Source organism: Cupriavidus ulmosensis, assembly GCF_977008105.1.
Genome location: NZ_CDRMWP010000001.1, coordinates 3,857,052 through 3,884,048 on the forward strand (window position 1 = coordinate 3,857,052; position 26,997 = coordinate 3,884,048).

A 26,997-nucleotide genomic window follows, 5' to 3' on the forward strand; every position below is an offset into this window, starting at 1 on the left:
TGGCACCCCGCGGGGCCCGGACCCAAAGACGTGTCCCCCACCATGCAACTGCTTGCGATCGGTATCAATCACACCACGGCGCCCGTCTCGCTGCGCGAACGGGTGGCGTTTCCGCTTGAGCAGATCAAGCCGGCGCTGGGGGCGCTGCGCACGCACCTGGCGGGCAGGAACGGCACCGAAGCCGCCATCCTGTCCACCTGCAACCGCACCGAGATCTATTGCGCCACCGACGTGCTGGTCAACGGCGACGCCGGCTTCGAGCACACGCTGCGCTGGCTGGCGCAGCACCACAACGTGCCGGCCGGCGAACTGGCGCCCCACCTGTATTCCCTGCCGCAGTCCGAAGCCGTGCGCCATGCGTTCCGCGTGGCCAGCGGGCTGGACTCGATGGTGCTGGGCGAAACCCAGATCCTGGGCCAGTTGAAGGACGCGGTGCGCACCGCCGGCGAGGCCGGGGCGCTCGGCACCTACCTGAACCAGTTGTTCCAGCGCACCTTCGCGGTGGCCAAGGAAGTGCGCGGCCAGACCGAGATCGGCGCGCATTCGGTGTCGATGGCCGCCGCCGCGGTGCGCCTGGCGCAGCGGATCTTCGAAAGCGTCTCGACCCAGCGCGTGCTGTTCATCGGCGCGGGCGAGATGATCGAGCTGTGCGCCACGCACTTCGCCGCGCAGACGCCGCGCCAGATCGTGGTGGCCAACCGCACCGTGGAGCGCGGCGAGAAGCTGGCCGAGCAACTGGCCGAGCAGGGCCTGACCACCGAGGCGATCCGCCTGTCGGACCTGGGCGCGCGCCTGCATGAATTCGACATCGTGGTGTCCTGCACCGCCAGCTCGCTGCCCATCATCGGCCTCGGCGCGGTGGAGCGCGCGGTCAAGCTGCGCCGCCACCGCCCGATCATGATGGTGGACCTGGCCGTGCCGCGCGACGTGGAGCCCGAAGTCGCGCGCCTGGACGACGTGTTCCTGTACACCGTGGACGACCTCGGCGCCATCGTGCGCGAAGGCAACGCCATGCGCCAGGCCGCCGTGGCGCAGGCCGAGGCCATCATCGAAAGCCGCGTGCAGAACTTCATGCACTGGCTGGAAACCCGCAGCGTGGTGCCCGTCATCCGCGACCTGCAGGCGCAGGGCGAGGCCATGCGCCAGGCCGAGCTGGACCGCGCGCGCCGCATGCTGGCGCGCGGCGACGACCCCGAAGCGGTGCTCGAAGCGCTCTCCGGCGCGCTCACCCGCAAGTTCCTGCACGGCCCCACCCACGCGCTCAACCACACCCAGGGCGACGACCGCGAAACCCTGCTGCGCCTGGTGCCGGGCCTGTTCCGCCACAGCAGCCACTCCGAGCGCTAGCAGCGCTCTGCCACCGGCGGCGCGCGTCCTGCGCGCCACCAGCCCTTGCCTGCCGCGGCATCTTGCCCGGACATGCAATCCCGACGCCGCCTGCCGGCATCCGCCCCAACCCAGTACGACCTCCGCTTCAGCGCGACCCTGCCCGGATACCCATGAAAGCCAGCATGCTAGCCAAGCTCGACCAGTTGTCCGAGCGACTCGACGAAGTCAACGCCCTGCTCGCCCGCGAGGACGCCACCGCCAAGATCGACGTCTACCGCAAGCTCACGCGCGAGCACGCGGAACTGTCGCCGGTGGCCGAGCAGTACGCGCAGTACCGCCAGGCGCAGGAAGACCTGGCCACCGCGCAGGCGCTGCTGGACGACCCCGAGATGAAGGAGTTCGCCACCGACGAGATCGGCGCCGCGCGCGCGCGCCTGGAGGCGCTGGAGATCAGCCTGCAGAAGCTGCTGCTGCCCAAGGACCCCAACGACGACCGCAACCTGCTGCTGGAAATCCGCGCCGGCGCCGGCGGCGAGGAAAGCGCGCTGTTCGCCGCCAACCTGCTGCGCATGTACACGCGCTACGCCGAGCGCCAGCGCTGGCAGGTGGAGGTGATGAGCGAATCGCCCTCCGACCTCGGCGGCTACAAGGAAGTCATCATCCGCATCGCCGGCGACGCGGCATTCTCGCGCCTGAAGTTCGAGTCCGGCGGCCACCGCGTGCAGCGCGTGCCGGCCACCGAGGCGCAGGGCCGCATCCACACCTCGGCCTGCACGGTGGCGGTGATGCCCGAGGCCGACGAAGTGGCCGAGGTGCAGATCAATCCCGCCGACCTGCGCGTCGACACCTTCCGCGCCTCCGGCGCCGGCGGCCAGCACGTGAACAAGACCGACTCGGCGGTGCGCCTGACCCACATCCCCACCGGCATCGTGGTGGAGTGCCAGGACGACCGCAGCCAGCACCGCAACAAGGACAAGGCCATGAAGGTGCTGGCCGCGCGCCTGATGGACGCGCAGCTGCGCGCCGCGCAGGCCAAGGAGGCCAGCACCCGCCGCAACCTGATCGGCTCGGGCGACCGCAGCGACCGCATCCGCACGTACAACTTCCCGCAGGGCCGGGTCACGGACCACCGCATCAACCTGACGCTGTACAAGATCGAGGCGATCATGGACGGCGACCTCGACGAACTGCTGTCCGCGCTGGCGGCGGAACACCAGGCCGACCAGCTCGCGGCGCTCGGCGAGGACCATTAATCGCATGAATGGCCGCGCGGCGCCGCCATTATCGGGCGCCGGTTATGGCGGCCGGGGCCGCGATAACCCATCTCGCGACCTATAAATCGGCTCTTAACGAAAACCTTTGTATCTGTTGTAAATGCTTGAAACAGCACTGGCGTGACATATGCCGCTGTCTATAATCGATTTCGACCGAGTCGCCACACAGAGGGCGGCGTGTCGACCCTCCTAATGGACAAAAGGACGAAATCATGAAGAAATTGCTCGCGCTGTTGATGATCACCGCTGCCCTGACCGCCTGCGGCAAGAAGGAAGAAGCGCCCGCCACGCCTAGCGCCGACAGCGCCATGCAGAACGCCGCCGATTCCGCCAAGGCCGCCGCCAGCGATGCCGCAGCCGCAGCCAGCAATGCCGCCGACGCCGCCAAGGCCGCCGCCAGCGGTGCCGCAGCCGACGTCTCCGCCGCCGCCGAGCAGGCCAAGACGGACGCCGGCAACGCGATGCAGCGCGCCAAGGATGCCGCCAAGGATGCCGTGAACGCCGGCGCCGACAAGGCCAAGGACGCCGTCAACAAGTAATGCCGCCGCGCGGACAAGCGCGCTACACTGCGAACCCCGCCGAGGCACGCGCCAGGCGGGGTTTTCCTTTTTTCCGGCGCCCTTCCCGGCGCCTTTCCCGCGCCCGTCCCGTCGTTTTTCCGGCACCCGCCTGTCACCCGCTTGTCATTCGCTTGTTACCCGTCCGCCGCCTGACTTTCACCCATGTCCAGCCCCGCCCCCGCCCAGCCCACCGTCCTGCCTGAAACCGTCACGGTGCGCCATGCCCTGGCGCTGGCCACGGCGGCCGGCCTGCCGGCGCTGGAGGCGCGCATGCTGCTCACGCACGTCACCGGGCTGACCCGCACGCAACTGATCACGCGCGACGGCGACACGCTGGCCGCCACCGAGCGCGACCGCTTCGGCGCCCTGCTCGCGCGCCGGCTCGCCGGCGAGCCGGTGGCCTACCTGCTCGGCGAGCGCGAGTTCTTCGGGCGCCCGTTCCGCGTCACGCCGGACGTGCTGATTCCGCGGCCCGACACCGAGATCGCGGTGGAGACCGCGCTCAGGCTGATCGCGCCGCTGGCCGCGCCGCGCCTGCTCGACATGGGCACCGGCTCGGGTGCGCTCGCCGTCACGCTGGCCTGCGAGCGGCCGGACGCGGAAGTCTGGGCCACCGATGTCTCGGCAGGCGCATTGCGGGTGGCGCAGGACAACGCGCGCGCGCTCGGCGCGGCCAACGTGCGCTTCCTGGCGTCGGACTGGTATGCCGCGCTGCCGGACGGCCTGCGCTTCGACCTGATCGTCAGCAACCCGCCGTACATCCCGGCAGGCGACCCGCACCTCGCGCAGGGCGACCTGCGCTTCGAGCCGGTCGACGCGCTCACCGACCACGGCGACGGCCTGTCCGACCTCGCCGCCATCGTCGCCGGCGCCGCTGCGCACCTGCGCGCCGGCGGCTGGCTGCTGATGGAGCACGGCTACGACCAGGGCGAGGCCGCGCGCGGGCTGCTGGCGGCGGCGGGCCTGGCCGACATCTTCACCGCGCGCGACCTCGCCGGCCACGAGCGCTGCAGCGGCGCGCGGCGCTTTGTGGCGCCGCCGGCATCCGGCGGCGGCGCCTGAACGGGAACGGCCGATTCCGGTAAAATCGTTTCCTTCATGGCGTGCACTCCGCGCGCCTGCCGATTTCCCCCGCCTGCGGCCGCCGGCACGACCGGCCCCGCGCAACCGAAAGAGACATCATGAGTGACGTGCAACAAAAGATCGACCAGATCGTCAAGGGCAACCCGGTGGTCCTGTTCATGAAGGGCACCGCCCAGTTCCCGATGTGCGGCTTCTCCGGCCGCGCCATCCAGATCCTGAAGGCCTGCGGCGTGGACGCGCCGACCACGGTCAACGTGCTGGAAGACGAAGGCATCCGCCAGGGCATCAAGGAATACGCGAGCTGGCCGACCATTCCCCAGCTCTACGTCAACGGCGAATTCGTCGGCGGCTCGGACATCATGATGGAGATGTACCAGAACGGCGAACTGCAATCGCTGCTCAAGGCCTGAGCACGCGATGAGCGCAGCCGGTGATGCAGGCCGGGGCGCCGGCAAGCCGCGGCGCCTGACCGTCGCCATCACCGGCGCCACCGGCGCGGTCTACGGCGTGCGCTTGGTGCAGATCCTGCGCGCCGTGCCCGGCGTCGAGACCCACCTGCTGATTTCGCCCGCGGGCGTGATGAACCTCCAGCACGAGCTCGACATGGGCAAGGCCGAGGTCGAAGCGTTCGCGCACGTCGTGCACAACGTGCGCGACATCGGCGCCACCATCGCCAGCGGCTCGTTCGCGTCCCACGCGATGGTGGTGGCGCCGTGCTCGATGCGCACGCTGGCCGCGGTGGCGCACGGCCTGTCCGACAACCTCATCACGCGCGCGGCCGACGTCACGCTCAAGGAGCGCCGCAAGCTGGTGCTGATGGTGCGCGAGACGCCGCTGAACCTGGCCCACCTGCGCAACATGACCGCCGTCACCGAGATGGGCGGCATCATCTTCCCGCCCGTGCCGGGCTTCTACCAGAAGCCGCAGAGCGTGGCCCAACTGGTGGACCACACCGTCGGCCGCGTGCTCGACCTGATCGACGTGCCGCAGACGCTGGCGCCGAGCTGGGGCGGGCTCAACGGCCAGGCCTGAGGCCGCGGCGGGCGCGGCCCCGTCCGCCTCAATGCCAGTAGCGGTAGCGGCGGCCGCCGCCGTAGTAGCCGCCGCGATAGCCGTAGTAGCCGCCGTAGACCCCCGGCGTCACCACCACCGCGGGCGCGGCATACACCGGCGCCGGCGCCACGGCCACTTCCCCGCCGCCGCCGTAGCCATAGGCCGGATAAGCCGGATAGACCGCGCAGCCCCCGAGCAGGGCGGCGCCGGCCACCGCGATCCCAATCATCCACGTTTTCATTTTCGTTGTCCTTTGCGGGCAGGTTGTTGCCTGCCCATAAGAACGTTATACGGGGCGGGTCGGTAATACAGGGTCAATGTGCTGTAACCGTTGTTACGAATGGAAACGGGATGGCGTTTGTATGGGCCAATCGGGAAGAACGGGAAAAAGGGGAAGACGGAAGCGCCGTGCTTCCGCCATGTCCGCGCCATGCACGCGCCACGCCCGCGCCTCACACCTCGAACCGTATGCCCTGCGCCAGCGGCAGCGCGTCGCCGTAGTTGATGGTGTTGGTGGCGCGCCGCATATAGCCCTTCCACGCGTCCGAGCCGGACTCGCGCCCGCCGCCGGTGGCCTTCTCGCCGCCGAACGCGCCGCCGATCTCGGCACCGCTGGTGCCGATGTTGACGTTGGCGATGCCGCAGTCGCTGCCCGCGGCGGACAGAAAGCGCTCGGCCTCGCGCAGCGACTCGGTGAAGATGCACGACGACAGGCCGTGCGCCGCGGCGTTGTTCAGCGCGATGGCTTCATCCAGCGTGTCGTAGGGCATCACGTACAGGATCGGCGCGAAGGTCTCGGTCAGCATGGTCTCGTGCTGGCGGTCGGTCAGCACCAGCGCCGGGCGCACGTATTCGGCATTCGGATAGCGCTCCGCCAGCACGCGCTCGCCACCGTGCACCACGTTGCCGTGGCCGCGGCAGCGCAGCAGCGCGCCGGCCATCGCGGCCCCGGCGGCGCCGTCGATCAGCGGGCCGACCAGCGTCGCTTCCGCGAGCGGGTCGCCCACCGGCAAGGTGCTGAACACATGCATCAGCCGCGTGGTCACGGCGTCGAACAGGTCGGCATGAACGAAGGCGCGGCGCAGCGTGGTGCAGCGCTGCCCGGCGGTGCCGGCGGCGGAGAACGTGATGGCGCGGATGGCCAGCTCGATATTGGCCGACGGCGCGACGATCGCCGCGTTGTTGCCGCCCAGCTCCAGGATCGCGCGCTTGAACTGCCCGGCGCAGGCGATGCCGACCTCGCGGCCCATGCGCGTGGAGCCGGTGGCGCTGACCAGCCGCACGTCGGCGTGCGCGACCAGATGCTGCCCGAGCGCCTGCGTGCCGGCCAGCACCGTGGCGATGCCGGCGTGATGGGGCGCGGCGATGTCGAGCACGCCGTCCAGCAGGCCCTGCACGGCGAGCGCGCACAGCGGCGTCTTCTCGGACGGCTTCCACACCACGCCGTTGCCGCACACCAGCGCCAGCGCCGCGTTCCAGGCCCACACCGCGACCGGGAAGTTGAACGCCGAGATCACGCCGCACAGGCCATACGGATGCCAGGTCTCGCGCATGGCGTGCTGCGGCCGCTCCGAGGCGATGGTCAGGCCATGCAACTGGCGCGACAGGCCGACCGCGAAGTCGCAGATGTCGATCATCTCCTGCACCTCGCCCAGCCCTTCCTGCAGGATCTTGCCGGACTCCAGCGAGACCAGTTGGCCGAGATGCTTCTTGTGCTCGCGCAGCACCTCGCCGAAGCGGCGCACCACCTCGCCGCGCACCGGCGCCGGCACCAGCGCCCAGCTGGCCTGCGCCGCGCGCGCGCGTTCGATGCGCGCGTCGGCCTCGGCCGGCGTGCAGGCGGGCAGGTGGCCGAATGCCTCGCCATCGATGGGCGAGCGCACCGGCAGCGCGCCGGCGGGCCCCTCGCCTTCGCGCCACGGCGCGGGCAGACCGATGGCCTGCCAGCAGGCCGCGAATTCCCTGGCTTTCATACCGTTGCCTCCTGGAGCGGGTGACAGGTGTAGTGTCGGCCGAAACGGTTGGCGAGGAAAGCGTCCAGCGGCATCGCCTCCTGCGGCACGAAGCCCTGCCGCGGCAGCACGCCGGTGGCCACGAGGTCGAGCGCGGCGCAGATGCCGGCGGCGGTGGTGAGCTGGATCGCGTTGAGGTGGCCGGCGGCGGTGTCGGCCCCGCCGATGCGCGCCGAGAACGACTCCTGCATCAGGCGCCCGCGCGCGCCGCCGCTGCCGGCGGCATGGCCGGTGGCGCTGGCGAACACGATCACCACGTCCTGCTGCGTGGCGGGAATCGCGCTGTCGAAGATCTCGCGCATCCAGTCGCGCCGCTCGCGCAGGCGCAGGTCGTTGAGCAGCAGTTTCATCACCGCGCAGTGGCCCGGATAGCGGATTGACTTGTAGTCCACGTCGCGCGCGCGCCCGGCCAGCGTCTCGGGCAGCGTGCCCAGCCCGCCGGAAGTGTTGAAGGCCTCGTATGCGATGCCGTCCAGCGCGAAGCTTTCCAGCCCTTCGAGCGCGGGCACCTCGACGCGGCGCCCGTCGACGATGGCCTCGCACGGATTGCAGTATTCGTTGATGAGCCCTTCGGTGCTCCACGTCAGGTTGTACTTGAGCGCGTTGCTCGGAAAGCGCGGCAGCGCGCCCACGCGCATCTTCAGCGCCAGCAGTTCGCCGCCGCCGCGCAGGAAGCGCTGCGCGAGCTCGTTGCCGACCACGCCGATGAAACCCGGCGCCAGCCCGCACTGCGGCATCAGCACCGAGCGCGCGCCCACCGCCAGCGCGCGGATGGCGTGGGTGGCGGCCACGTCTTCGGTCAGGTCGAAGTAATGCACGCCGAGGCTGGCCGCCACCGTGGCCACGCCCACCGCGGCATGGAACGGCAGCGCGTTGAGCACGGCATCGGCGCCGCGCAGCAGCGCCGCGCAGTCCTGCGCCCGGTCCAGCGTGCGGGCGCCGACCGCGATGCCTTCGGGCAGGCCCTGGAGCTGCGCCGGGTCGCGGTCCACCAGCGTGACGCGGTAGTCGCCGCTGTCGTGCAGCATGGCGGCGATGGTGCGGCCGATCTTGCCGGCGCCGAGCACCACCACGCGCAGCGGGAACGGGGAAATGCCCGCGGGGGATGCCGCCGGCGCATTGGCGGCCGGGGCCAGCAGGCTGGGCGGATCGAGCTTGCTCATGAGGTTCTCCTGTCGGTATGGCCTGTGTTCATTCACTTGCTGACTGAAGTATGGTGTCGGGCACAGTCGGAATGAACAGGCAAGATTGACGAAAACACCCCATAATCGAACGATTCGACAAGATCAATCGTCGAATCGTCATCCCCCTCCCTGCGACGCCGCGCCATGACCGAACTCGACCAGACCGACCGCCACCTGCTCGCGCTGCTGCAGGCCAACGCGCGTGAGAACGCCGCCAACCTCGCGCGCAGGCTGGGCATCGCCCGCACCACCGTGGTGGCGCGCATCGCGCGGCTCGAGCGCGACGGCGTGATCGCTGGCTACGGCGTGCGGCTCGGGCAGCAGATGGAAGACAATGCCATCCTGGCGTTCTGCGGCCTGTCGGTCATGCCCAAGGCCGCGCCCGCGGTGGTCAAGGCGCTGCGGCGCTTCCCGGAAATCGAGGAGCTGAATTCCGTGAGCGGGCCGGTGGACTACATGGCGGTGATCCGCTGCGACACGCACGCGCGGCTCGACAAGCTGCTCGACGAGATCGGCGCGCTCGACGGCGTCAACCACACCACCACGTCGATCGTGCTGGCGCGCAAGATCGACCGCCGCCGCGCGGCGGGCTGAACGCATCCGCAGACTCACTTCAGGAGAACAGCACGATGAGCAATCGCATCCGAGTCGCCGTGGGCGGCGTGACCGGCTGGGCCGGCGGCGAACTGGCGCGCGGCGTGGCGCACGCCGACGACATGACGCTGGTGGCCGGCCTGTCGCGCGGCGCGGCCGGCCAGACCCTGGCCGAACTGACGGCGCACAAGGGCACGCCCGGCGTGGCGGTGGCCAGCATCGACGAACTGGCCGCGGGCAGCTTCGACGTCTACGTCGAATACACCAAGCCCGACGTGGCCAAGCGCAACATCCTGCAGGCGCTGGCCCGCGGCGCGCACGTGGTGGTGGGCACCTCGGGGCTGTCCGACCAGGACTATGAAGAGATCGACGCCGCCGCGCGCCAGGCCGGCCGCGGCGTGCTGGCCTGCGGCAACTTCGCCATCACCGTGGTGCTGCTGCAGAAGTTCGCCGAGATGGCCGCGCGCCACCTCGAGCACTGGGAGATCATCGACTACGCCAAGGCCGGCAAGATCGACGTGCCCTCCGGCACCGTGCGCGAACTGGCCTACCGCCTCGGCCAGATCCGCGAGGCCAGGCAGGTGGTGCCGGTCGATCAGGTGAAAGGCCCGAAGGAAGCGCGCGGCGCCACGCTGTCCGGCAGCCAGGTGCACGCAGTGCGCCTGCCCGGCTACCAGCTCGGCGTGGAAGTGATCTTCGGCTCGGACGGCCAGCGCCTGCACCTCAGGCACGAAGCCGGCGACGGCTCCAAGCCCTACGTCTCGGGCGCGCTGCTGGCGATCCGCAAGGTCAGCGGGCTGCGGGGCGTGGTGCGCGGGCTGGACAAGGTGATGGAGGGGCTTTGAGGCACAAACCCCGGGGCCGCAGGGCCGCCCGACGGCCTACCAGCCCTTCTTGTCCCCCGCCTTCCCGGCCGGCGCGGCCTTCGCCGCGGAGGCGGCTTCCTGCGGCTTGAGCTGCTGCGCCATCGCCGCGTCCTGGTTCGCCATCAGCAGGCGCGCCTGCGGCAGCAGCAGTTCCACCGTGCCGGTGTTCGGGTCTTCGGGGATGGCGTACAGCTCCACCGTCAGCGGCCGCTTGTTCCAGCCGGCGTGCACGCTCTTGACCGGCTTGCCGGCCTTGTCCTTCATGTCCACCTGCTCGGCGCGGAACGGCTTGCCGTAGCGCGCGGTGAGGCTGTCGACGGCGGCCTGCTCGGAGCGGATGCCGTCGGTGGGCACGATCAGCCCGACCAGCGCGCTGCGGTCGACGAAGGCCACCACGTGCGGGCCGTCCATGAACGCGGGGCGCTTGTCGCGCGGCACGCCGACCTGGCGCATCACGCCGTCGCCGCGCAGTTCCACGCACAGGGCGGTCACGTCGCGGCCATCGGGGGTGCGCTTGTCGGCGCAATCGGGCAGGTCCGGCAGCGGGCCGCCGATTTCCAGGCTGTCCAGCATCGGCGCGAACTTGTCGGCGCCGTCCTTGGCCGCGGCGCCGGCCAGCGGCGAGAGCAGCAGCAGGCTGGCGGCGGCCAGCCCGGCGAGGGGGTATTTCATCCAGACTCCTGAGAAAAGCTGCGGATTGGAGCGCCCCCCGCGCGCGTGGTTCCGCCGGGGGCTATTGCGTCATACGCGACACCGCGTTGGCCAGCACCGCCAGCAGCACCAGCAGCAGGCCCCATAGCAGCAGGCGCGGCACGCGGCTGGGCGGCAGTTGCCGCTGCGGGGAGCGCGCGCCGCGCGGCAGCGGCGCGCGCAGCCGGGTGTGGCCGTGCAGGCCGCGCGTGTGCCAGACCGTGTCCGGCCCGAGATCGCGCACGGCGGTGCTCTCCTTGGCCGGCGGCCTGGGCTGCTGCGTGCGCGATGCGCGTGACGTACCCGATGCGCGCTGGGCGCCGCCGTTGCCGGACGGTCGTTGCGTGGCCATCTGTGCTCCCCGGTTCATGATGCCGGCGCGGATCGTCATGTGCCGCCGGTACACAGCGCCGGTGCGGTGGCCCGGGCGCCGCCAATGGTAAGGCAAAGCAGCGGCGGGCACCACGTCCTGAACGCCGCTTATGTGGCCGGCGCCACTTTCCGCGTGGCGGCCAGCGCTTCGCGGCGGAAGGCATGGGCGACGTGGTGGTAGAACGGGCTCGGGCAGAACTGGCGCGCCACGAAGGAAGACAACAGCGCCGCGGCCAGCAGGAACACGGTCAGGTCCTGCGAGCGCGTCATCTCCATCACGATCACGCTGGCGGTGATCGGCGCCTGGGTGGCGCCGGCCAGGAAGGCGGCCATCGACACCAGCGCCAGCACGCGCGGCTCGGTAAGCGGAATGGACAGGTAGGCCACCACGTGCTCGAGCGCCGCGCCGATGCCCGCTCCGATGGCCAGGCTGGGCGTGAAGATGCCGCCGGGAATGCCGGCGAAATACGACACCACCGTCGCCGCCAGCTTGGCCATGCCGAACCACAGCGTCGGCGCCGACTCGCCGTTGATGAGGCGGCTGGCCTGGTCGTAGCCGGTGCCGAAGGTGGCGCCGCCGCTGGCCCAGCCGATCGCCGCCGCCACCAGCCCGCACAGCAGGGCGGCCAGCACCGGGTGGTCGAGCGGCCACGCCCGCAGGCGGGCCGGCAGCAGCGCCGGCAGGCCGCCGATCAGCGCCTTGGCGAACAGGCCGCCGAGCACGCCGTTGAACAGCGCGGCCAGCAGCACCGGGCCCCACGCATCGTGCAGCGCGAGGATCGGCGTCTTGACGGCGAAATACGGGTTGTTGCCGAAAATCGCCAGCGACAGGAAACCCGCCGTCAGCACGCCCGACAGCACCAGCCGGTCCCAGCGCACGGTGGTGCCGCGGCCCAGCTCTTCGATGGCGAAGACCACGCCGGCCAGCGGCGTATTGAACGCCGCCGCGAGGCCGCCGGCCGCGCCCGCGGCGATCAGCGCGTTGGGATGGAAGCCGATGCGGAAATGCAGCCGCTCCTGGCACCAGCGCCCCCAACTGAGCATGGCCGCCGCGCCGACCTGCACCGACGGCCCTTCGCGGCCGATGGACGCACCCGCGAGCAGGCCGCCCGTGGTCAGCAGCACCTTCCACATCGATTGGCGGAACGACACCAGCAATGTTTGCGCCGGGCCGGCCGGCGGCAGCCCGAACGAGGCGATCACCTGCGGAATGCCGCTGCCGCGCGCCTGCGGCGCCAGCCGCAGCGTCAGCCAGCGCAGCGCGGCCAGGCCCGGCGGCAACAGCACGAAGGCCAGCCACGGCGTGGCGGCGGTGGCCCGCTGGTTCCAGTTCAGCGCCAGTTCGGCGATCCACGCGAACAGCAGCGAAAACAGCGCCACGCCGCCGGCGCCGCACATGAACACGGCGTAGCGCAGCGTGGTGCGGGAGATGCGCCACATCTGGCGCGACTTGCGCCCGGCGGCCAGGCGCGCGCGGCGGCGCAGCGCGCGCAGGTGGGCATGCTCGGCGGCGGCGCGCGCCTGCGCGCGGGCTTCGGCGCCGGCCTCGCGCCCGATGTCCCGCGGCGCGTCCGGGCCGGCGCCGGCCTCCGGCTCGGGACCCGAGGGCGATGGCGGTTCTGGTTCGGGACGGGAGTCGGTCTCGGCGTCTTTCATGGAGCGGCAGGGGCGGAGAAATGCGGCGGGCGGCCCGGTGGGCCGGACACGCCACGGCGTCACGGCACTATACGCCGATCGCCGCGCCGGGTCCGCCGCCGGCGCCCCTGCCGCCGGCGCGCTCAGTCCAGCGCGATGTGGTTGGCCTGGATCACCGAACCCCAGCGCGCGCGGTCCGCGTCCACGTAGCGCTGCACCTCGGCGCCGTCGCGCGGGCGCTGGATCACCAGCCCGAGCGCGGCGAAGGTCTGGCGGAACGGCGCGTCGCCGGTGGCCCTGGCGGCGGCGGCCTGCAGGCGCGCGACGGCCTCGGGCGGGGTCTGCGCCGGCACCGCCAGGCCGAACCACGTGGCGGCCTGGAAACCGGGATGGCCGCTCTCGGCCACGGTGGGCACCTCGGGCAGCACTTCCAGGCGTTCCTTGCTGGTGACCGCCAGCGCCTTGAGCTTGCCGGCCTTGATGTGCGGCAGCGAGGTGCTGACCACGTCGATCATCAGCTGCACGTCGTTGGCCAGCAGCGCCGCCAGCGCGGGCGCGCTGCCGTTGTAGGGCACGTGGGTGAGGTCGATGCCGAGCTCGGTCTTGAGCATCTCGGTAGCCAGTTGCAGCGGGTTGCCGAGGCCGACCGAGGCGTAGTTCAGCTTGCCCGCGTTGGCCTTGGCGTAGCCGGCGAACTCGCGCACGTTGGCGGCCGGCACCTGGGTGTTGGTCACCACCACCAGCGGGATCTCGGCGGCGACCGAGATCACCTTGAAGTCGCGCCGGGCGTCGTAGCCGACCTTCTTGTAGAGCATCGGGTTGAGCACCATGCTGGCGTTGCTGGCCAGCAGCACGGTGTAGCCGTCGGCGGGCGCGCGCGCCACGCTGGTGGCGGCGATCATGGTGTTGGCGCCGGGGCGGTTCTCCACCACCACCGGCTGCCTGAGCTCGCGGCCCATGCCGTCGGCCAGCGCGCGCGCCAGCTGGTCGGCCGAGCCGCCGGGCGTGTACGGCACCACCAGCTTGACCGGCCGGTCGGGAAAGGCGCCCGCCGCGGCGAGTTGCGCGCAGGCCAGCGCGCCCGCGCCGAGCATGGCGCGCCATGTGGAAATCCAGCGTTGCATTTGGTTGTCTCCTTCTTTTTTATGATCTGCCTTGCGGTTTGCCGGCTTGCGCCGCCGGCAGGCGTGCCGCCGCCGCTCACACGCGGCGCGCGCGGCCCTCCCAATATTTGTCGCGCAGGCGGCGCTTGGCCAGCTTGCCGGTGTCGTCGCGCGGCAGTTGCGCCTCCACCACGATGGTGCGCGGCACCTTGAAGCCGGACAGGCGCTGGCGCAGCCATTCGATGATGGCGCCCTCTTCCAGCCCGGCGCCGGGCACCGGCTGCACCATCGCCAGCAGGCGCTCGCCGTATTCGTCGTCGGGCACGCCGAACACCACGCAGTCGGCCACGCCGGGATAACGCACCAGCTCGTGCTCGATCTCGGCCGGGTAGATGTTCACGCCGCCGGAGATCACCATGTCGGAGGCGCGGTCGCAGATGAACAGGTAGCCGTCCGCGTCCAGGTAGCCCATGTCGCCGAGGCTGACCAGGCCGCCGCGGTCGATGGCCTGGCGCGCCGCTTCGTTGTTGCGGTAGGTGAAGTCGGGGTAGGCCGGCTGGCGCACGTAGACCAGGCCGATCTCGCCGGGCGCGCAGGGCGAGCCGCGCTCGTCGAGGATGCGCACCTCGCCGTCGTCGACCGCGCGGCCGGCGGTGCCGGGCTTCGCGGCGGCGTCGGCGGGCGTGGCCACGGTGATCATGCCGGCTTCGCTGGAGGCGTAGGTTTCGTGGATGACCGGGCCGAACCAGTCGAGCATGGCGCGCTTGACCTCGGGCGCGCACGGCGCGCCGGTGGAGGCGACGAAGCGCAGCGAGGACAGGTCGTAGCGCGCGCGCACCTCGGGCGGCACCTTGAGCATGCGCACGTACATGATGGGCACCAGGTACAGCACGTCGATGCGGTGCCGCTCCACCAGCGCCAGCACCTGCTCCGGATCGAAGCGCGCGCACAGCACCAGGCGCTCGCCCATCTGCAGCGCGTTCTGGATGAACACGCCGGGCGCGCTGTGGTACAGCGGCGCGGCCATCAGCGCGCGGCAGCCCGGCACGATGCCCATCGTCTGCGCCACCACCGAACGCATGCGCTCGAGCTGCGCGTCGAGTCGTTCCAGCGGGATCGGCGCGCGCAGCACGCCCTTGGGCCGGCCGGTGGTGCCGGAGGTGTAGGCCATGTGGCCGCGCGGCGCCACGCGCGGACCGTCGTAGGGCGGCTGCGCGGCAAGCCAGTGGTCGTAGTCGATGGCATCCGCCGGCACCGGCGCGCCGGCCTCGGCCAGCGCCAGCACCGGCACGCCGGCGGGCACCACGGCGCGCACGCCGTCGAGCAGGCCGGCATGGACGATCAGCGCGCGCGCGCCGCTGTCGGCCAGCAGGAAGCGGACTTCCTCGGCGGTGAAGTGCCAGTTGATCGGGCAGTAGTAGGCGCCGGCGATGCGGCAGGCGTGCACGATGTCGGCAAAGGCGGGGTCGTTGCGCAGCAGCACGCCAACCACGTCGCCCTCGCCCACGCCCAGCGCGCGCAGGCCGCCGGCCAGGCGCGCGCCGCGCGCGAGCAGCGCGTCGCCGCCGCGGTGGAGGTCCTCGAACCAGAGATCGGCGGCCATCAGTCGGCTCCGGCGGCGGCGGGCGCGCCGACCGTGCGGGCGGCGCGGTCGGCGGCGTTCTTCGCGGCGATGCGTTCGCGCGCGGCCTGCCACTCGGCGTCGCCCCAGTCCAGGTACTGCGTGAAATACGCGCCGTTGGCGAAATGGTCGCCGCCGTCCAGCGCGATGGTCTGCCCGTTGATCCAGGTGTTGTCCGGCGCCAGCAGGAAGGCGGCCAGGTTGCCGATGTCCTGCGGCTGGCCGAGGCGGCCGGTGGGATTCTGCGCGGCAAGCTGGTCCTGCTGCGAATCCCGCGGGCGCAGCCGCGAGCCGGCGCCTTCGGTCGGGATCACGCCCGGCGCGATGGCGTTGCAGCGGATGCCGTGGCGGCCCCACTCCACCGCCAGCGACTTGGTCATGGCGTCCACGCCGGCCTTGGACATGGCCGACGGCACCACGAACGGCGAGCCGGTCCAGACCCACGTCACCACGATCGACAGCACCGCGCCCGGGTGGCCGTCGCGGATCCAGCGCTTGCCGACCGCCTGGGTCGTGTAGAAGGTGCCGCGGAAGACGATGTCGGAGATCGCGTGGAAGCCGTTGGGCGAGAGGTCCTCGGTGCGGCTGATGAAGTTGCCGGCGGCGTTGTTGACGAGGCAGTCGAGCGGGCCGTGGGCGTGCCAGATGGTCTCGATCATGGCGTCCACGGCGGCGGCGTCGCGGATGTCCACCGCGTGCGTCGCCACCTTGGCGCCGTGGCGGCCGCGCAGCATTGCCGCGGCCTCGTCGAGCACCGGCAGGCGGCGCCCGCACAGGTGCAGCTCGGCGCCCAGCCCGGCCAGGCGGTCGGCCATCGCCAGGCCCAGCCCGGTGCCGCCGCCCGTGACCAGCACGCGCCGGCCGGCGAAAAGATCGTCCTTGAACATCGTTGTCTCCTGTCTGGCCCCGCGCATGCCAGTCCGGCGGGGGAGCACTCACTGTAGTCCTGGCACGCGGCATCGACAATTCCCAACGGCTGACTCACAATGTTGCGCCACAAGTGACAATCCCCCAGGGAATCCCGGATGGACCTCAACCTGATCCAGGCTTTCGTCGACATCGTCGAGGCCGGCAACTTGTCCGAGGCGGGCCGCCGGCGCGACGTCACGCGCTCGCAGGTCAGCCGCCAGTTGCGCGAGCTGGAGCAGCAGGCCGGCGCCCAGCTGCTGCGCCGGACCACGCGCCGGCTGGAGCTGACCGAGCCGGGCCGCTCGCTCTACCAGCACGGCCTGCGCATCCTGCAGGAGGTGGCGCTGGCCCAGGCCGAGATCGACAGCCTGGGCAAGACACTGCGCGGGCACGTGCGCCTGAGCGTGCCGTCCGGGCTCGGCGACACCTTCATCGCGCCGCTGCTGCTGGAGTTCGCCGGCGAGCATCCCGGCATCACGCTGCGCGTGTTCTTCGCCAACCGCGTGGTGGACCTGATCGCCGCCGAGATCGACGTGGCGCTCAGGGTCACGTCGCGGGCGCAGCAGGATTACGTCGCGCGCGACATCTGCGCGATCGAGTGGCAACTGTTCGCCTCGCCCGCCTACCTGGCGCGCACCGGGCCGCTGCACGCGCCGGCCGACCTGGCGCGCTGCCAGTTCCTGTGCCCGCCCTACCCGGCGCGGCGCTTCGTGCTCACGCTGGACCGCGGCGAGCAGCGCGAGCAGGTGGCGCTGGCGCCCTACCTGCAGTCCGAGCATTTCCCGTTCCTGATGCGCGCGGTGCGCGAAGGCCACGGCGTGGGCCTGCTGCCGGCCTATGCCGGCTGGGACGACGTGCGCGCCGGCCGCATGGTGCGCGTGCTGCCCGAATGGCACGCCGAAGGCCTGGGCGACCGGCTGTACATCATCACCACGCCCAACCTGCATCCGTCGATGGCCACGCGCGCGCTGATCGACTTCCTGCGCGAGCGCATCCCGGCGCTGGACGTGTTCGCCGGCCAGGGCGGCGGGCCCGCCGCGTGACGCCGCGCGCCGCGCGCCAAGCGAAGGCCACACAAAGGCCACGCAAAGACCATGTGAACAATTCGCTGCGCGCTCTTGAATCCGCGCGCAGCCAGCCTCAGCTACGGGATTCGCGCGCGGCGCGGCAAGACGGCGCCGCCGCGCGCCCGCCGGACCCGGCATGCGCCGGATCCGCCTCAAACTCCCTGGAGGTGGCATGCCCCCTCGCACCACCGTTTTCGTGGCCGCCCTCGTGGTCGGCCTGCTCCACATCTATATCGGCGTGCGCCTGCTGCCCGACCTGCCGGTCGCCTTCGCCGTCAAGGCGCTCGCCGTGGCGTGGCTGGCGCTGTCGTGGCCGCTGATCCCGGCCGGCCTGCTGGCGCGGCGCCTGGACCAGCCCTGGTCCGACGCGCTCACCTGGGTCGGCATGCTGGCGATGGGCTTCTTCTCGTCGCTGCTGGTGCTGACGCTGGCGCGCGACGTGGCGCTGCTCGGCAGCGCCATCGCGGGCTGGCACCCAGGCTGGCTGCTGCCGCGCACGGCCGCCGCGGTGCCGCTGCTGGCGCTGGTGGTCACGGCGCTGGGCTTCTTCAACGCGCGTGGGCTGGCGCGCGTGGTGGAGGTGGAAGTGCCCATCGCCGGCCTGCCCGACGCGCTGCACGACTTCACCATCGTGCAGATCAGCGACATCCACGTCGGCCCCACCATCAAGCGCCCCTACCTGGAGCGCATCGTGGCGCGCGTCAACGGGCTCAAGCCGGACGCCATCGCCATCACCGGCGACCTGGTGGACGGCACCGTGCGCGAGCTGGCGCACCACACCGCGCCGCTGGGCAGCCTGCAGGCGCGCCACGGCACCTACTTCGTCACCGGCAACCACGAGTATTACGCCGGCGCCGATCCGTGGATCGCCGAGCTGCGCAGGCTGGGCCTGCGCGTGCTGATGAACGAGCACGTGGTGATCGGGCAGGACGAGGACGCGCTGGTGCTGGCCGGCGTGACCGACTACACCGCGCACCGCTTCGACGAAAGCCACCGCAGCGACCCCGCGCGCGCGCTCGAAGGCGCCCCGCCGGTGGCCGCGGCGCGCGTGCTGCTGGCGCACCAGCCGCGCACCGCGCCGGCTGCCTCCGCCGCCGGCTTTGACCTGCAACTGTCCGGGCACACGCACGGCGGCCAGTTCTGGCCGTGGACCCTGTTCGTGCCGATGCAGCAGCCGTATGTCGCCGGACTCAAGCGCCATGAGGCGATGTGGGTCTACGTGAGCCGCGGCACCGGCTACTGGGGACCGCCGAAGCGCTTCGGCGCGCCGTCGGAGATCACGCGGCTGCGGCTGGTGAGGAAGTAGGCGGCCCGGACGAAAAAAGGCCTCGCGCAATGCGAGGCCTTTTGCTGCCGGCAACGCCGGCTTGTCGCTTGTGTTCTCCCCTCTCCCATTGCATGGGAGAGGGGAGCAAACCGTTCCCTGCGAGACGCCGGCTTCAGCGCGCGATCGGCTTGTAGCGGATGCGCTTGGGCTTGGCGCCTTCCTCGCCCAGGCGGCGCTTCTTGTCCGCCTCGTATTCCTGGTAGTTGCCCGGGAAGAACTCCACGTGCGACTCGCCTTCGAAGGCCAGGATGTGGGTGGCGATGCGGTCCAGGAACCAGCGGTCGTGGGAGATCACCATCACGCAGCCGGCGAATTCCAGCAGCGCGTCTTCGAGCGCGCGCAGCGTTTCCACGTCGAGGTCGTTGGACGGCTCATCCAGCAGCAGCACGTTGCCGCCGGCGATCAGCGTCTTGGCCAGGTGCAGGCGGCCGCGTTCGCCGCCCGAGAGCGTGCCCACGTGCTTCTGCTGGTCCGAGCCCTTGAAGTTGAAGCGGCCGATGTAGGCGCGCGACGGCGTTTCGTAGCGGCCCACGGTCAGCATGTCGGCGCCGCCGGAGATTTCCTCGAACACGGTCTTGCCGGCGTCGAGCGCGTCGCGGCTCTGGTCCACGTAGGCCAGCTTGACGGTCGGGCCGACCTTGATCTCGCCGCTGTCCGGCGTTTCCTTGCCGGTCAGCATGCGGAAGAAGGTCGACTTGCCGGCGCCGTTCGGGCCGATGATGCCGACGATGGCGCCAGGCGGCACCTTGAAGCTGAGGTTGTCGATCAGCAGGCGGTCGCCGTAGCCCTTGCTCACGCCGTCGAACTCGATGACCTCGTTGCCCAGGCGCTCACCCACCGGGATGAAGATTTCCTGGGTTTCGTTGCGCTTCTGGTATTCCTGGCTGTTCAGCTCGTCGAAGCGGGCCAGGCGCGCCTTGGACTTGGCCTGGCGGCCCTTGGGGTTCTGGCGCACCCACTCCAGTTCCTTGTTCAGCGCCTTCTGGCGCGCCGACTCGGTCGACTCTTCCTGCTTCAGGCGCGCTTCCTTCTGGTCCAGCCAGGAGCTGTAGTTGCCCTTCCACGGAATGCCGTGGCCGCGGTCCAGTTCCAGGATCCATTCGGCGGCGTTGTCGAGGAAGTAGCGGTCGTGGGTCACGGCCACCACGGTGCCCGGGAAGCGCGTGAGGAACTGTTCGAGCCAGTCCACCGATTCGGCGTCGAGGTGGTTGGTCGGTTCGTCGAGCAGCAGCATGTCGGGGCGCGACAGCAACAGGCGGCACAGCGCCACGCGGCGCTTCTCGCCGCCGGACAGGTTGCCGACCTTGGCGTCCCACGCCGGCAGGCGCAGCGCGTCGGCGGCGATCTCCAGTTGCAGCTCGGCGTTGTTGCCGTCGCTGGCGGCGAGGATCGCTTCGTACTTGGCCTGCTCGGCGGCCAGCGCGTCGAAGTCGGCATCGGGCTCGGCATACGCGGCGTAGATCTCGTCGAGCTTCTTGCGCGCCTCGAACACGCCGCCCAGCGCCGCCTCCACCGATTCGCGCACGGTCTGCTCGGGATCGAGCTGCGGCTCCTGCGGCAGGTAGCCGATGTTCAGGTTCGGCATGGGCGTGGCTTCGCCCTCGATTTCTTTGTCGATGCCGGCCATGATCTTGAGCAGCGTCGACTTGCCGGAGCCGTTCAGGCCCAGCACGCCGATCTTGGCGCCCGGGAAGAAGGACAGCGAGATGTCCTTGAGGATGTGGCGCTTGGGCGGAACGATCTTGCCCACGCGGTTCATCGTGAAAACGTACTGTGCCATGCGAGTCCGGGAAGTGTGTATGGGAATGGCGGCAGTGTAGCAAAACGCCCTGCCCGCCCGCGCCCCTCGGATGCATGCCTGCATGCGGCTGGCGGCCGCGCCCTTGCAAACGGCGGCCGGCACGCCATGTATCATCTTGCCTTTGCCGGCGCGGGCCGTTTTTGCCCCCGCGCCGCCATCCGCCACAAGCCAGGAATCCAGCCGCAGCATGAGCAAACCCGCCCGCACCCTCACTTTCAAGTGCCACAAGTGCACCAAGCCCGTCACGCTGTTTCTGCAGAAGGCTTCGGCGTGCGCGCACATCCAGCCTTACCAGGGCTGGTGCAAGTGCGGCGAATTGATGCGCCACGCCACCGGCGAGCAGGATGCCGTGCAGACCTTCGTCAGCACCGGCGAGATCGCTCACCATCATCATCATCACCATCACTGAGCCGCGGTGAGCCAGGCCAGCAGCCCCGCTTTCGCCAGCACTTTCGCCGGCAACACCTGGCGCCCCGGCGCCAAGGACCCGCTGCGCTTTCTCGGCGGCTATCCGCCCGACGTGCTCGAGCAGGTGCGCCAACTGGTCGCCGCCAACCGGCTCGGCGAGCATCTGGCCAGGAAGTACCCCGCGCGGCACGCCGTGCAGACCGATCGTGCCCTGTATGAATACGCCGGCGAGCTGAAACAGGCATTCCTGCGCAGCGCGCCGCCGCTGCACAAGGTGGCCTTCGACGCCAAGATCGACACCGTGCATCGTGCGCTCGGCCTGCACACCGCGATCTCGCGCGTGCAGGGCGGCAAGCTCAAGGCCAAGAAGGAAATCCGCGTGGCCTCGGTGTTCAAGGAAGCGCCGCCGGAATTCCTGCGCATGATCGTCGTGCACGAGCTCGCGCACCTGAAGGAAAGCGATCACAACAAGGCGTTCTACCGGCTCTGCGAGCACATGGAGCCGGCCTACCACCAGCTCGAGTTCGACACGCGGCTGTACCTGGCGTGGCGCGAGCTCGACGCCGCGCAGGACTAGCGGCTGCCCGCGACCACGGTCTTGCGGTAGCTGCCCGGCGCCGCCTGCCGGTGCAGCACGCACACCTGCACCTCGCCCGCGGGCGCGGCCTTCTCCACGCAAGCCACCAGACGCGCCAGTATCAGGTCCGCCATCGCGGCCTGCATCGCCTCGGGGCGCGCGTTGGTCATCACGAGATGCGCCACCAGGAAGCCGGTGGCGGCATCGCCGCCGACCAGCGCGGCCTCCGCCACCAGCACGCGGCTCTTGAAGTCCTCCAGGCGCGCGTAGCCCAGCGCCGCCATCTCGCGGTGCAGGCCGGCAAAGACGCCGGGGAAATCGATGCGGCCGGCCAGTTGCCGCGTGGTCTCCACGATCAGGTGCGGCATGGTCAGTCCGCCTTGACCGCGGCGGCGGTGACGGTGCGCGTCCAGCTTGCCTGGGCCTGCGCCAGGAACTGGCGGAAACCGGCCGCGTCGAGCGGGCGGGCCTCCACGCCGAGCGCGAGCAGGTGCTCCTGCACCGGCTTGTCGGCCAGCACGGCGTTCAGCTCGCGGTTCAGCCGCGCGAGGACGTCGGCGGGCACCCTGGCCGGCGCCATGATGCCGTACCACGGCGCCGCGTCGAAACCGCGCACGCCCTGCTCGCGCATGGTCGGCACGCCGGGCAGCAGCGCCGAGCGCTGCGCGCCGGTCTGCGCCAGCGGCACCACGGTGCCGGCCTTGATGTGCGGCAGCAGCAGAACCGGGCTGTCGAACATCAGCGCGATCTGGCCGCCGAGCAGGTCGTTGATGGCCGGGCCCGAACCCTTGTACGGCGAGTGCAGCAGCTTCGCGCCGGTGGCCTGCGAGAACATCGCGCCGATGATGTGCTGCGGCGTGCCGTTGCCGGCCGAGCCGTAGGCGATGGTGTCGGGCGCGGCATTGGCCGCGCGCACCAGCGCCGGCACCGAGTCGAAGCGCTGCCCGCGCGTGCCGGCCACCAGGATGAACGGCACCGTGCCGATCAGGCCCACGCCGGCGAGGTCCCTGGCCGGGTCATAGGGCAGCGTCGGATACAGCGCCTTGCCCACCGAGATCGGCCCGACCGCGCCGAGCAGCAGCGTGTAACCATCGGCCGGCGCCTTGCTCACGTAGTCACTGCCGATGGTGCCGCCGGCGCCCGGGCGGTTCTCCACCACCACCGATTGCTTCAGGCGCAGTTGCAGCTCCTTGCCGACCAGGCGGGCCAGCGAATCTGTGGTGGCGCCGGGCGCGTAGGGCACCACCAGCTTGATCGGGCGCTCGGGCCAGTCGGCGCGCGCGGCGGACGTGAACGACAGCGCAGCCAGCGCGATGGCGGCCAGCGCGGGCAGGCGGAAGCGAACGGGAAAGCGGGCAAGCATGGCGGTCTCCTCTCTGTTTTCCATGTTTGCCGTCATTCCACCAGCCGCGGCATGCTCTGTAAAATGATGAATCGATTTTCCATTCATCACGACAACTTATGCGACTGACCGCCACGCCCGCCGCGCTGGACCTGCGCCTGGTACGCAGCTTCATGGCGGTGGCCCGCCACGGCAGCGTTACCGCGGCGGCCGACTCGCTGGGGCTGACGCAGCCGGCGCTGTCGCAGCATCTGCGCGCGTTCGCGCACAGCCTGGGCGTGCCGCTGTTCGGGCGCGTGGGCCGCCGGCTCGAACTCACCGACGCGGGCCGGCAACTGGTGCTGTCGCTGGAGCCGGTGCTGGACCAGCTGGAACAGGTGATTGCCGCGGCCGCCTCGCCGCGCGGCGCGGTCGAGGGCACGCTGCGCGTGGGTGCCATTCACACCTATCTCTCGGCGCTGGTGATGCCGGCCGCGCAGGCGCTGCTCGACGCGCATCCCGCGCTCGACGTGCAGGTCTTCGAGTTCGCCGCCGGCGAGGTCGACCGCGCCCTGCTCGACGGCCAAATCGACCTGGGCCTGGCCTTCGCGCGCGAGGCGCCCAAGCGCATCGCGCTGGTGCCGCTGTTCTCCGAGACGCTGGCCCTGATCGCCGCGGCCGGCAAGCTGCCCGAGGCGCCCGGCGGCATCACGCTGGCGCAGCTCGCCACGCTGCCGCTGGCGCTGCTGCCCGAGCGCTTCGCCATGCGCCGCCAGATCGACGCGGCGGCGCAGGCCGGCGGCTACAGCCTGCGGCCACGGCTGGAAGGCCCGAGCGTGGAAGCGCTGCTGCGCGCCGTGCCGGGCGGGCGCCTGTTCACCATCGCCAGCCCGCTGGCGCTGCATATCGCCGGCACGCGCCGCAACGCCGGGCTGGCCGGGCTCGCGCACGCACCGGTGGCGCACCCCGGCTTCACCCGCACGGCCGCGCTGCACCGGCGCCGCGGCCGGCCCGACAGCGCCGCCGCCACGGCGTTCATCGCAGCGCTGGGCGAGGTCATCGGCGCCGCCGCGGCGGGCGGCTATCTCACGCCGGCCTGAGGATTGGCGGCGACGCCGCCCGGCAGCCGCTCAATCGCAGGCGTAACGGAACGCATCGTTCAGGTCCAGCGGCAGCACCAGCGTGCGCAGATGCGCCGCCTTGGCCGAGGCGCACAGCGTGGCGCGCGTCGCCGCGTCCCTGTACTTCGTCGCGTACTCCACGTTGAACACCGCCTTGCCCTGCGCGGTCAACGGCGTATAGCTCGCGCACTCCTTGTACTGGAAGCACTGCTCGTTCACGGCGAAATCGAAATCGGTGGCCAGCGACGCCACCTGATCCACGTCGTTCTTCAGCCCCACGGCCAGCCCACGCGCGTGCGCCTCCGTGGCCAGGAAACGGTTGTAGTCCAGCTGCGTCGCCGCCGTCAGCGGAAAGCCCGGCTTGTTGGTATAGCCATCCACGTTGTCCGGGTCCACGCCATCGCAACTCTTCGAGCGCGCCAGGTCCATGCGCGCCTGCATGATCCTGCGCACGTTGGCCGACCGCGTATCGAGCCACTTCTCGCCGGCCCAGCCCGACAACGCCTTGCCCATGTCCGCCGCCACGAACTGCTTGAAGTCCGGCCGCCAGTTCTCCGAGCTGCCCGCCGAGAAATAGCAGACCACGCGCTTGCCCTGCGCCTTCAATGCGTTGATGGTGGCCTGCGGCGTGTCGAAGAGGTCGATGTCATAGACCTGTGCCGGGTAGCTCGTATTGATCGTGCCGGTCAACTGCAACTGCCAGGTATCGGCGGCGGCCGGCATCCAGTGGGTGGTAGCCAGCGCCTGCGTCGACAGCGAAGCGGTATCGGCAATCGCGTTGGCCGACGATACCGACTGGACCGCGGCACCCGAATCCCCCGTGCCGCCATCCCCGCCACAGGCCGCGAGGAAAGCGAGCGGGAGCAACCATGCCAGGCTTGCGAGTTTTTTCGTCACGGAGGGGTTCCTTTTTGGGATGGCGGTGGGAGGGATGGGGCTTGCGCCCGTGCATCAGGATTGTCGGCGGATTTGGGGCAGAGCTTAAGTGAATTGGTGAGCAATAAGTTAGAGGGAACGGGTGACGGGGATAAGACAGCGGATTCGCACGCCGAATCTCGCTGCGATTGAAATCAGATATACCGAATGACTTAAATCACAGTCTCGCAAATCAGTAAGCGCTTCATTCACGTTATTACTACAATGACACACCCGACGCTCCGCAGTGCGTCCTGGCCGGACTGGGTCCTCGGCCGCCACAGGCAGCGCATGCAGCTTCGACAAGAACAATCGAGAAAAAGATGGCCACACTGATTCCCGCGCTTGGATCGGTCACATCGCGCATGACCACCGGGGAAAGACGCTTCGCCGAACGGCTCGGGGCGAAACTCGAAGACGATTATCTGTGCTGGTATGACGTCGCCATCGGCGAGAAGACCAGGCACCCGGATTTCATCGTGTTCCACCCGAATCGCGGCCTTCTGGTGCTGGAGGTCAAGGACTGGCGGCTGGACACAATTCAGGAGATCGACCAGCGCGACGTCTCGCTGCTCACCGAGCGGGGCCTCGTCCGCGAGATGAATCCGCTGGAAACGGCCCGCCAGTTCATGTTCTACGTGCTGCATCTGCTGCAGCGCGACCCGCAACTGGTGTGGCCAAGCGGATCGCTCAAGGGCAAGCCGTTCTTCCCGTATGGCTGTGGCGTGGTGCTGTCCAATATCAGGCGCTCGCAGTTCGAACAGACGAACCTCGGCGACGTGCTGCCGTCGCACCTCGTCATCTGCAGCGACGAGATGACCGAGAGCGTGGACGCGGAAGCCTTCCAGAAGCGACTCTGGGACATGTTCCCGATCAAGTTCAACTTCAAGCTCTCGCTCCCGCAGATCGAGCGGATCCGGTGGCATCTGTTCCCCCAGATCCGCATGCCGGAGCAGCGCGGACTGTTTGCCGAAGACGCGCTGTCACCGCAGGATATTCCCGACATCCTGCGCGTCATGGACTTGCAGCAGGAGCAACTGGCCCGCAGCCTCGGCGACGGGCACCGCGTCATCCACGGCGTGGCCGGCTCCGGCAAGACGCTGATCCTGGGCTATCGCGCCGAGCATCTCGCCAAGGTGGCGACGCGGCCGGTGCTCGTGCTCTGCTACAACAAGACGCTGGCGGCCAAGCTCGCCGCCACGATGGCCGAGAAAGGCATCGAGGACAAGGTCCACGTCTACAACTTCCATGCGTGGTGCTCGCGCCAGCTTGCCGCTTATCACATCGAGCGTCCTTCGGGTCGGTCATCGGACGCGCTCTTCGAGTCGATGGTCGAGCGGGTCATCCAGGGCGTCGAGCGCAAGGCCATTCCCGGCGGCCAGTATGACGCCATCCTGATCGACGAAGGCCATGACTTCCGGCCCGAATGGTTCAAGCTCGTCGTGCAGATGGTCAACCCGGAAAGCAACGCGCTGCTGGTGCTCTATGACGATGCACAATCCATCTACGGGCACGCGAAGAAACGCAAGTTCAGCTTCGCCAGCGTAGGGGTGCAGGCCAAGGGCCGCACCACGATCCTCAAGGTCAACTACCGCAACACGCAGGAAATCCTGTCGGTGGCGCGCGCCTTCGCCAACGAACTGCTGCGCCCGCTGGACGCCGACGAGGACGAAGCACCGACAGTCCAGCCGGTCGGCGCCGGCCGCAGCGGACCCAAGCCGCTGGTGATTGAACTGCCGAGCCTGCAGGCCGAAGCCGACCGCATCGCCCAGATCCTGGTCGACGAGAACCGTACCGGCACACCCTGGGCTGAGATGGCGGTGCTGTACCGCCATTGGAACGACGCGGGGAACACCATTGCCGCCACCTTCTCGCGCAAAGGCATTCCGTTCGAGATCCCGACGCACGGCGACAAGCGCTTCAAGCCCAATGCAGACACCGTGAAGGTAGTGACCATGCATAGCAGCAAGGGGCTGGAGTTTCCGCTGGTATGCATACCGGCAACGGGTGCCATCCACACGAAGGACGAGTCGGAAGAGGACGAAGCCCGGCTACTTTACGTGGCGATGACCCGCGCTACGCGACAGCTCGTGATGACGTACGGTCAGGAATCGCGGTTGCTTGACAGGTTGCGGGAAGCGTCAGAGGCCTTGAGGTAGGGACAAACCGCTGCTG

General features: G+C 70.1%; 27 protein-coding genes. 14 read left to right on the forward strand and 13 right to left on the reverse strand.

Going from position 1 to position 26,997, the window contains the following annotated elements; all coding sequences use genetic code 11:
- The first annotated feature begins 42 nt into the window (after positions 1 to 42).
- From hemA to ACWTPI_RS17750, 6 genes are all read left to right on the forward strand, one after another.
- Entirely contained in the window at positions 43 to 1,347 is a 1,305-nt protein-coding gene (hemA, locus tag ACWTPI_RS17725; RefSeq protein ID WP_020201995.1) for a glutamyl-tRNA reductase, read from the forward strand.
- Between the two features lie 152 nt (positions 1,348 to 1,499).
- Positions 1,500 to 2,582: a peptide chain release factor 1 gene (prfA, locus tag ACWTPI_RS17730; RefSeq protein WP_020201996.1), complete on the forward strand. Its 1,083-nt coding sequence runs from the start codon at positions 1,500 to 1,502 to the stop codon at positions 2,580 to 2,582.
- Between the two features lie 233 nt (positions 2,583 to 2,815).
- Positions 2,816 to 3,142, forward strand: a complete 327-nt coding sequence (locus tag ACWTPI_RS17735) for a hypothetical protein (RefSeq protein ID WP_020201997.1) — start codon at positions 2,816 to 2,818, stop codon at positions 3,140 to 3,142.
- Between the two features lie 183 nt (positions 3,143 to 3,325).
- Positions 3,326 to 4,225, forward strand: a complete 900-nt coding sequence (prmC, locus tag ACWTPI_RS17740) for a peptide chain release factor N(5)-glutamine methyltransferase (RefSeq protein WP_454732268.1) — start codon at positions 3,326 to 3,328, stop codon at positions 4,223 to 4,225.
- A gap of 119 nt (positions 4,226 to 4,344) precedes the next feature.
- Positions 4,345 to 4,656 (forward strand): Grx4 family monothiol glutaredoxin, encoded by a 312-nt coding sequence (gene grxD / locus ACWTPI_RS17745; protein ID WP_020423715.1) that lies wholly within the window; start codon positions 4,345 to 4,347, stop codon positions 4,654 to 4,656.
- Positions 4,657 to 4,663: 7 nt separating this feature from the next.
- Positions 4,664 to 5,278, forward strand: coding sequence for a UbiX family flavin prenyltransferase (locus tag ACWTPI_RS17750; RefSeq protein ID WP_454732269.1), 615 nt, complete (start codon positions 4,664 to 4,666; stop codon positions 5,276 to 5,278).
- Between the two features lie 28 nt (positions 5,279 to 5,306).
- On the opposite strand, the gene ACWTPI_RS17755 is transcribed toward ACWTPI_RS17750, so the two are convergent.
- The 3 genes from ACWTPI_RS17755 to ACWTPI_RS17765 all read right to left on the reverse strand — a co-directional run bounded on the left by ACWTPI_RS17755 (position 5,307) and on the right by ACWTPI_RS17765 (position 8,474).
- The gene (locus ACWTPI_RS17755; protein WP_059415924.1) at positions 5,307 to 5,540 is read right to left on the reverse strand and encodes a hypothetical protein; all 234 of its coding nucleotides are present in this window, start codon (positions 5,538 to 5,540) and stop codon (positions 5,307 to 5,309) included.
- Between the two features lie 211 nt (positions 5,541 to 5,751).
- Complete coding sequence (amaB, locus tag ACWTPI_RS17760; protein WP_020202002.1) at positions 5,752 to 7,272, reverse strand: L-piperidine-6-carboxylate dehydrogenase; 1,521 nt, start codon at positions 7,270 to 7,272, stop codon at positions 5,752 to 5,754.
- Positions 7,269 to 8,474, reverse strand: coding sequence for a saccharopine dehydrogenase C-terminal domain-containing protein (locus ACWTPI_RS17765; RefSeq protein ID WP_454732270.1), 1,206 nt, complete (start codon positions 8,472 to 8,474; stop codon positions 7,269 to 7,271). The genes amaB and ACWTPI_RS17765 overlap by 4 nt, the downstream gene beginning before the upstream one ends.
- Before the next feature lie 165 nt (positions 8,475 to 8,639).
- Here ACWTPI_RS17765 and ACWTPI_RS17770 point away from each other — a divergent pair, with 165 nt between their 5' ends.
- Both ACWTPI_RS17770 and dapB read left to right on the forward strand, forming a co-directional pair.
- Positions 8,640 to 9,089, forward strand: a complete 450-nt coding sequence (locus ACWTPI_RS17770; RefSeq protein ID WP_020202004.1) for an Lrp/AsnC family transcriptional regulator — start codon at positions 8,640 to 8,642, stop codon at positions 9,087 to 9,089.
- A gap of 35 nt (positions 9,090 to 9,124) precedes the next feature.
- The gene (dapB, locus tag ACWTPI_RS17775; RefSeq protein ID WP_020202005.1) at positions 9,125 to 9,934 is read left to right on the forward strand and encodes a 4-hydroxy-tetrahydrodipicolinate reductase; all 810 of its coding nucleotides are present in this window, start codon (positions 9,125 to 9,127) and stop codon (positions 9,932 to 9,934) included.
- 36 nt (positions 9,935 to 9,970) lie between these two features.
- Here the strand turns inward: dapB and ACWTPI_RS17780 are convergent, their stop codons facing one another.
- From ACWTPI_RS17780 to ACWTPI_RS17805, 6 genes are all read right to left on the reverse strand, one after another.
- Positions 9,971 to 10,627: a hypothetical protein gene (locus ACWTPI_RS17780; RefSeq protein ID WP_020202006.1), complete on the reverse strand. Its 657-nt coding sequence runs from the start codon at positions 10,625 to 10,627 to the stop codon at positions 9,971 to 9,973.
- 61 nt (positions 10,628 to 10,688) lie between these two features.
- Positions 10,689 to 10,997: a hypothetical protein gene (locus ACWTPI_RS17785; RefSeq protein ID WP_020202007.1), complete on the reverse strand. Its 309-nt coding sequence runs from the start codon at positions 10,995 to 10,997 to the stop codon at positions 10,689 to 10,691.
- A gap of 128 nt (positions 10,998 to 11,125) precedes the next feature.
- Positions 11,126 to 12,673, reverse strand: a complete 1,548-nt coding sequence (locus ACWTPI_RS17790; RefSeq protein ID WP_454732271.1) for a chloride channel protein — start codon at positions 12,671 to 12,673, stop codon at positions 11,126 to 11,128.
- A gap of 122 nt (positions 12,674 to 12,795) precedes the next feature.
- On the reverse strand, positions 12,796 to 13,776 hold the full coding sequence (locus ACWTPI_RS17795) for a Bug family tripartite tricarboxylate transporter substrate binding protein (RefSeq protein ID WP_454732272.1): 981 nt from the start codon (positions 13,774 to 13,776) through the stop codon (positions 12,796 to 12,798).
- Between the two features lie 76 nt (positions 13,777 to 13,852).
- Complete coding sequence (locus tag ACWTPI_RS17800; RefSeq protein WP_020202010.1) at positions 13,853 to 15,358, reverse strand: acyl-CoA synthetase; 1,506 nt, start codon at positions 15,356 to 15,358, stop codon at positions 13,853 to 13,855.
- Positions 15,358 to 16,263, reverse strand: coding sequence for an SDR family oxidoreductase (locus ACWTPI_RS17805; RefSeq protein ID WP_454732273.1), 906 nt, complete (start codon positions 16,261 to 16,263; stop codon positions 15,358 to 15,360). Before ACWTPI_RS17805 ends, ACWTPI_RS17800 begins: the two co-directional genes overlap by 1 nt.
- 138 nt (positions 16,264 to 16,401) lie before the next feature.
- Between ACWTPI_RS17805 and ACWTPI_RS17810 the strand changes: the two genes are divergently transcribed.
- Positions 16,402 to 17,328: a LysR family transcriptional regulator gene (locus ACWTPI_RS17810; protein ID WP_020202012.1), complete on the forward strand. Its 927-nt coding sequence runs from the start codon at positions 16,402 to 16,404 to the stop codon at positions 17,326 to 17,328.
- Between the two features lie 196 nt (positions 17,329 to 17,524).
- Complete coding sequence (locus tag ACWTPI_RS17815) at positions 17,525 to 18,658, forward strand: metallophosphoesterase (protein ID WP_454732274.1); 1,134 nt, start codon at positions 17,525 to 17,527, stop codon at positions 18,656 to 18,658.
- 133 nt (positions 18,659 to 18,791) lie between these two features.
- On the opposite strand, the gene ettA is transcribed toward ACWTPI_RS17815, so the two are convergent.
- Complete coding sequence (gene ettA / locus ACWTPI_RS17820; protein ID WP_029043385.1) at positions 18,792 to 20,459, reverse strand: energy-dependent translational throttle protein EttA; 1,668 nt, start codon at positions 20,457 to 20,459, stop codon at positions 18,792 to 18,794.
- Between the two features lie 208 nt (positions 20,460 to 20,667).
- Between ettA and ACWTPI_RS17825 the strand changes: the two genes are divergently transcribed.
- Together ACWTPI_RS17825 and ACWTPI_RS17830 are read left to right on the forward strand one after the other, a co-directional pair.
- Positions 20,668 to 20,889, forward strand: coding sequence for a hypothetical protein (locus ACWTPI_RS17825; RefSeq protein ID WP_020202015.1), 222 nt, complete (start codon positions 20,668 to 20,670; stop codon positions 20,887 to 20,889).
- Between the two features lie 81 nt (positions 20,890 to 20,970).
- Positions 20,971 to 21,465 (forward strand): M48 metallopeptidase family protein, encoded by a 495-nt coding sequence (locus ACWTPI_RS17830; RefSeq protein WP_454732498.1) that lies wholly within the window; start codon positions 20,971 to 20,973, stop codon positions 21,463 to 21,465.
- Here the strand turns inward: ACWTPI_RS17830 and ACWTPI_RS17835 are convergent.
- Entirely contained in the window at positions 21,462 to 21,833 is a 372-nt protein-coding gene (locus ACWTPI_RS17835; RefSeq protein ID WP_454732275.1) for a hypothetical protein, read from the reverse strand. The two genes, ACWTPI_RS17830 and ACWTPI_RS17835, sit on opposite strands and share 4 nt — an antisense overlap.
- Positions 21,834 to 21,835: 2 nt before the next feature.
- Positions 21,836 to 22,828, reverse strand: coding sequence for a tripartite tricarboxylate transporter substrate binding protein (locus ACWTPI_RS17840; RefSeq protein WP_454732276.1), 993 nt, complete (start codon positions 22,826 to 22,828; stop codon positions 21,836 to 21,838).
- A 98-nt stretch (positions 22,829 to 22,926) separates the two neighbouring features.
- Between ACWTPI_RS17840 and ACWTPI_RS17845 the strand changes: the two genes are divergently transcribed.
- Positions 22,927 to 23,886, forward strand: a complete 960-nt coding sequence (locus tag ACWTPI_RS17845; RefSeq protein ID WP_454732277.1) for a LysR family transcriptional regulator — start codon at positions 22,927 to 22,929, stop codon at positions 23,884 to 23,886.
- Positions 23,887 to 23,916: 30 nt separating this feature from the next.
- On the opposite strand, the gene ACWTPI_RS17850 is transcribed toward ACWTPI_RS17845, so the two are convergent.
- Complete coding sequence (locus ACWTPI_RS17850) at positions 23,917 to 24,804, reverse strand: endo alpha-1,4 polygalactosaminidase (protein ID WP_454732278.1); 888 nt, start codon at positions 24,802 to 24,804, stop codon at positions 23,917 to 23,919.
- A gap of 341 nt (positions 24,805 to 25,145) precedes the next feature.
- On the opposite strand from ACWTPI_RS17850, the gene ACWTPI_RS17855 reads away from it, so the two are divergent.
- The gene (locus ACWTPI_RS17855; RefSeq protein ID WP_454732279.1) at positions 25,146 to 26,981 is read left to right on the forward strand and encodes a DEAD/DEAH box helicase; all 1,836 of its coding nucleotides are present in this window, start codon (positions 25,146 to 25,148) and stop codon (positions 26,979 to 26,981) included.
- Positions 26,982 to 26,997 lie beyond the last annotated feature (16 nt).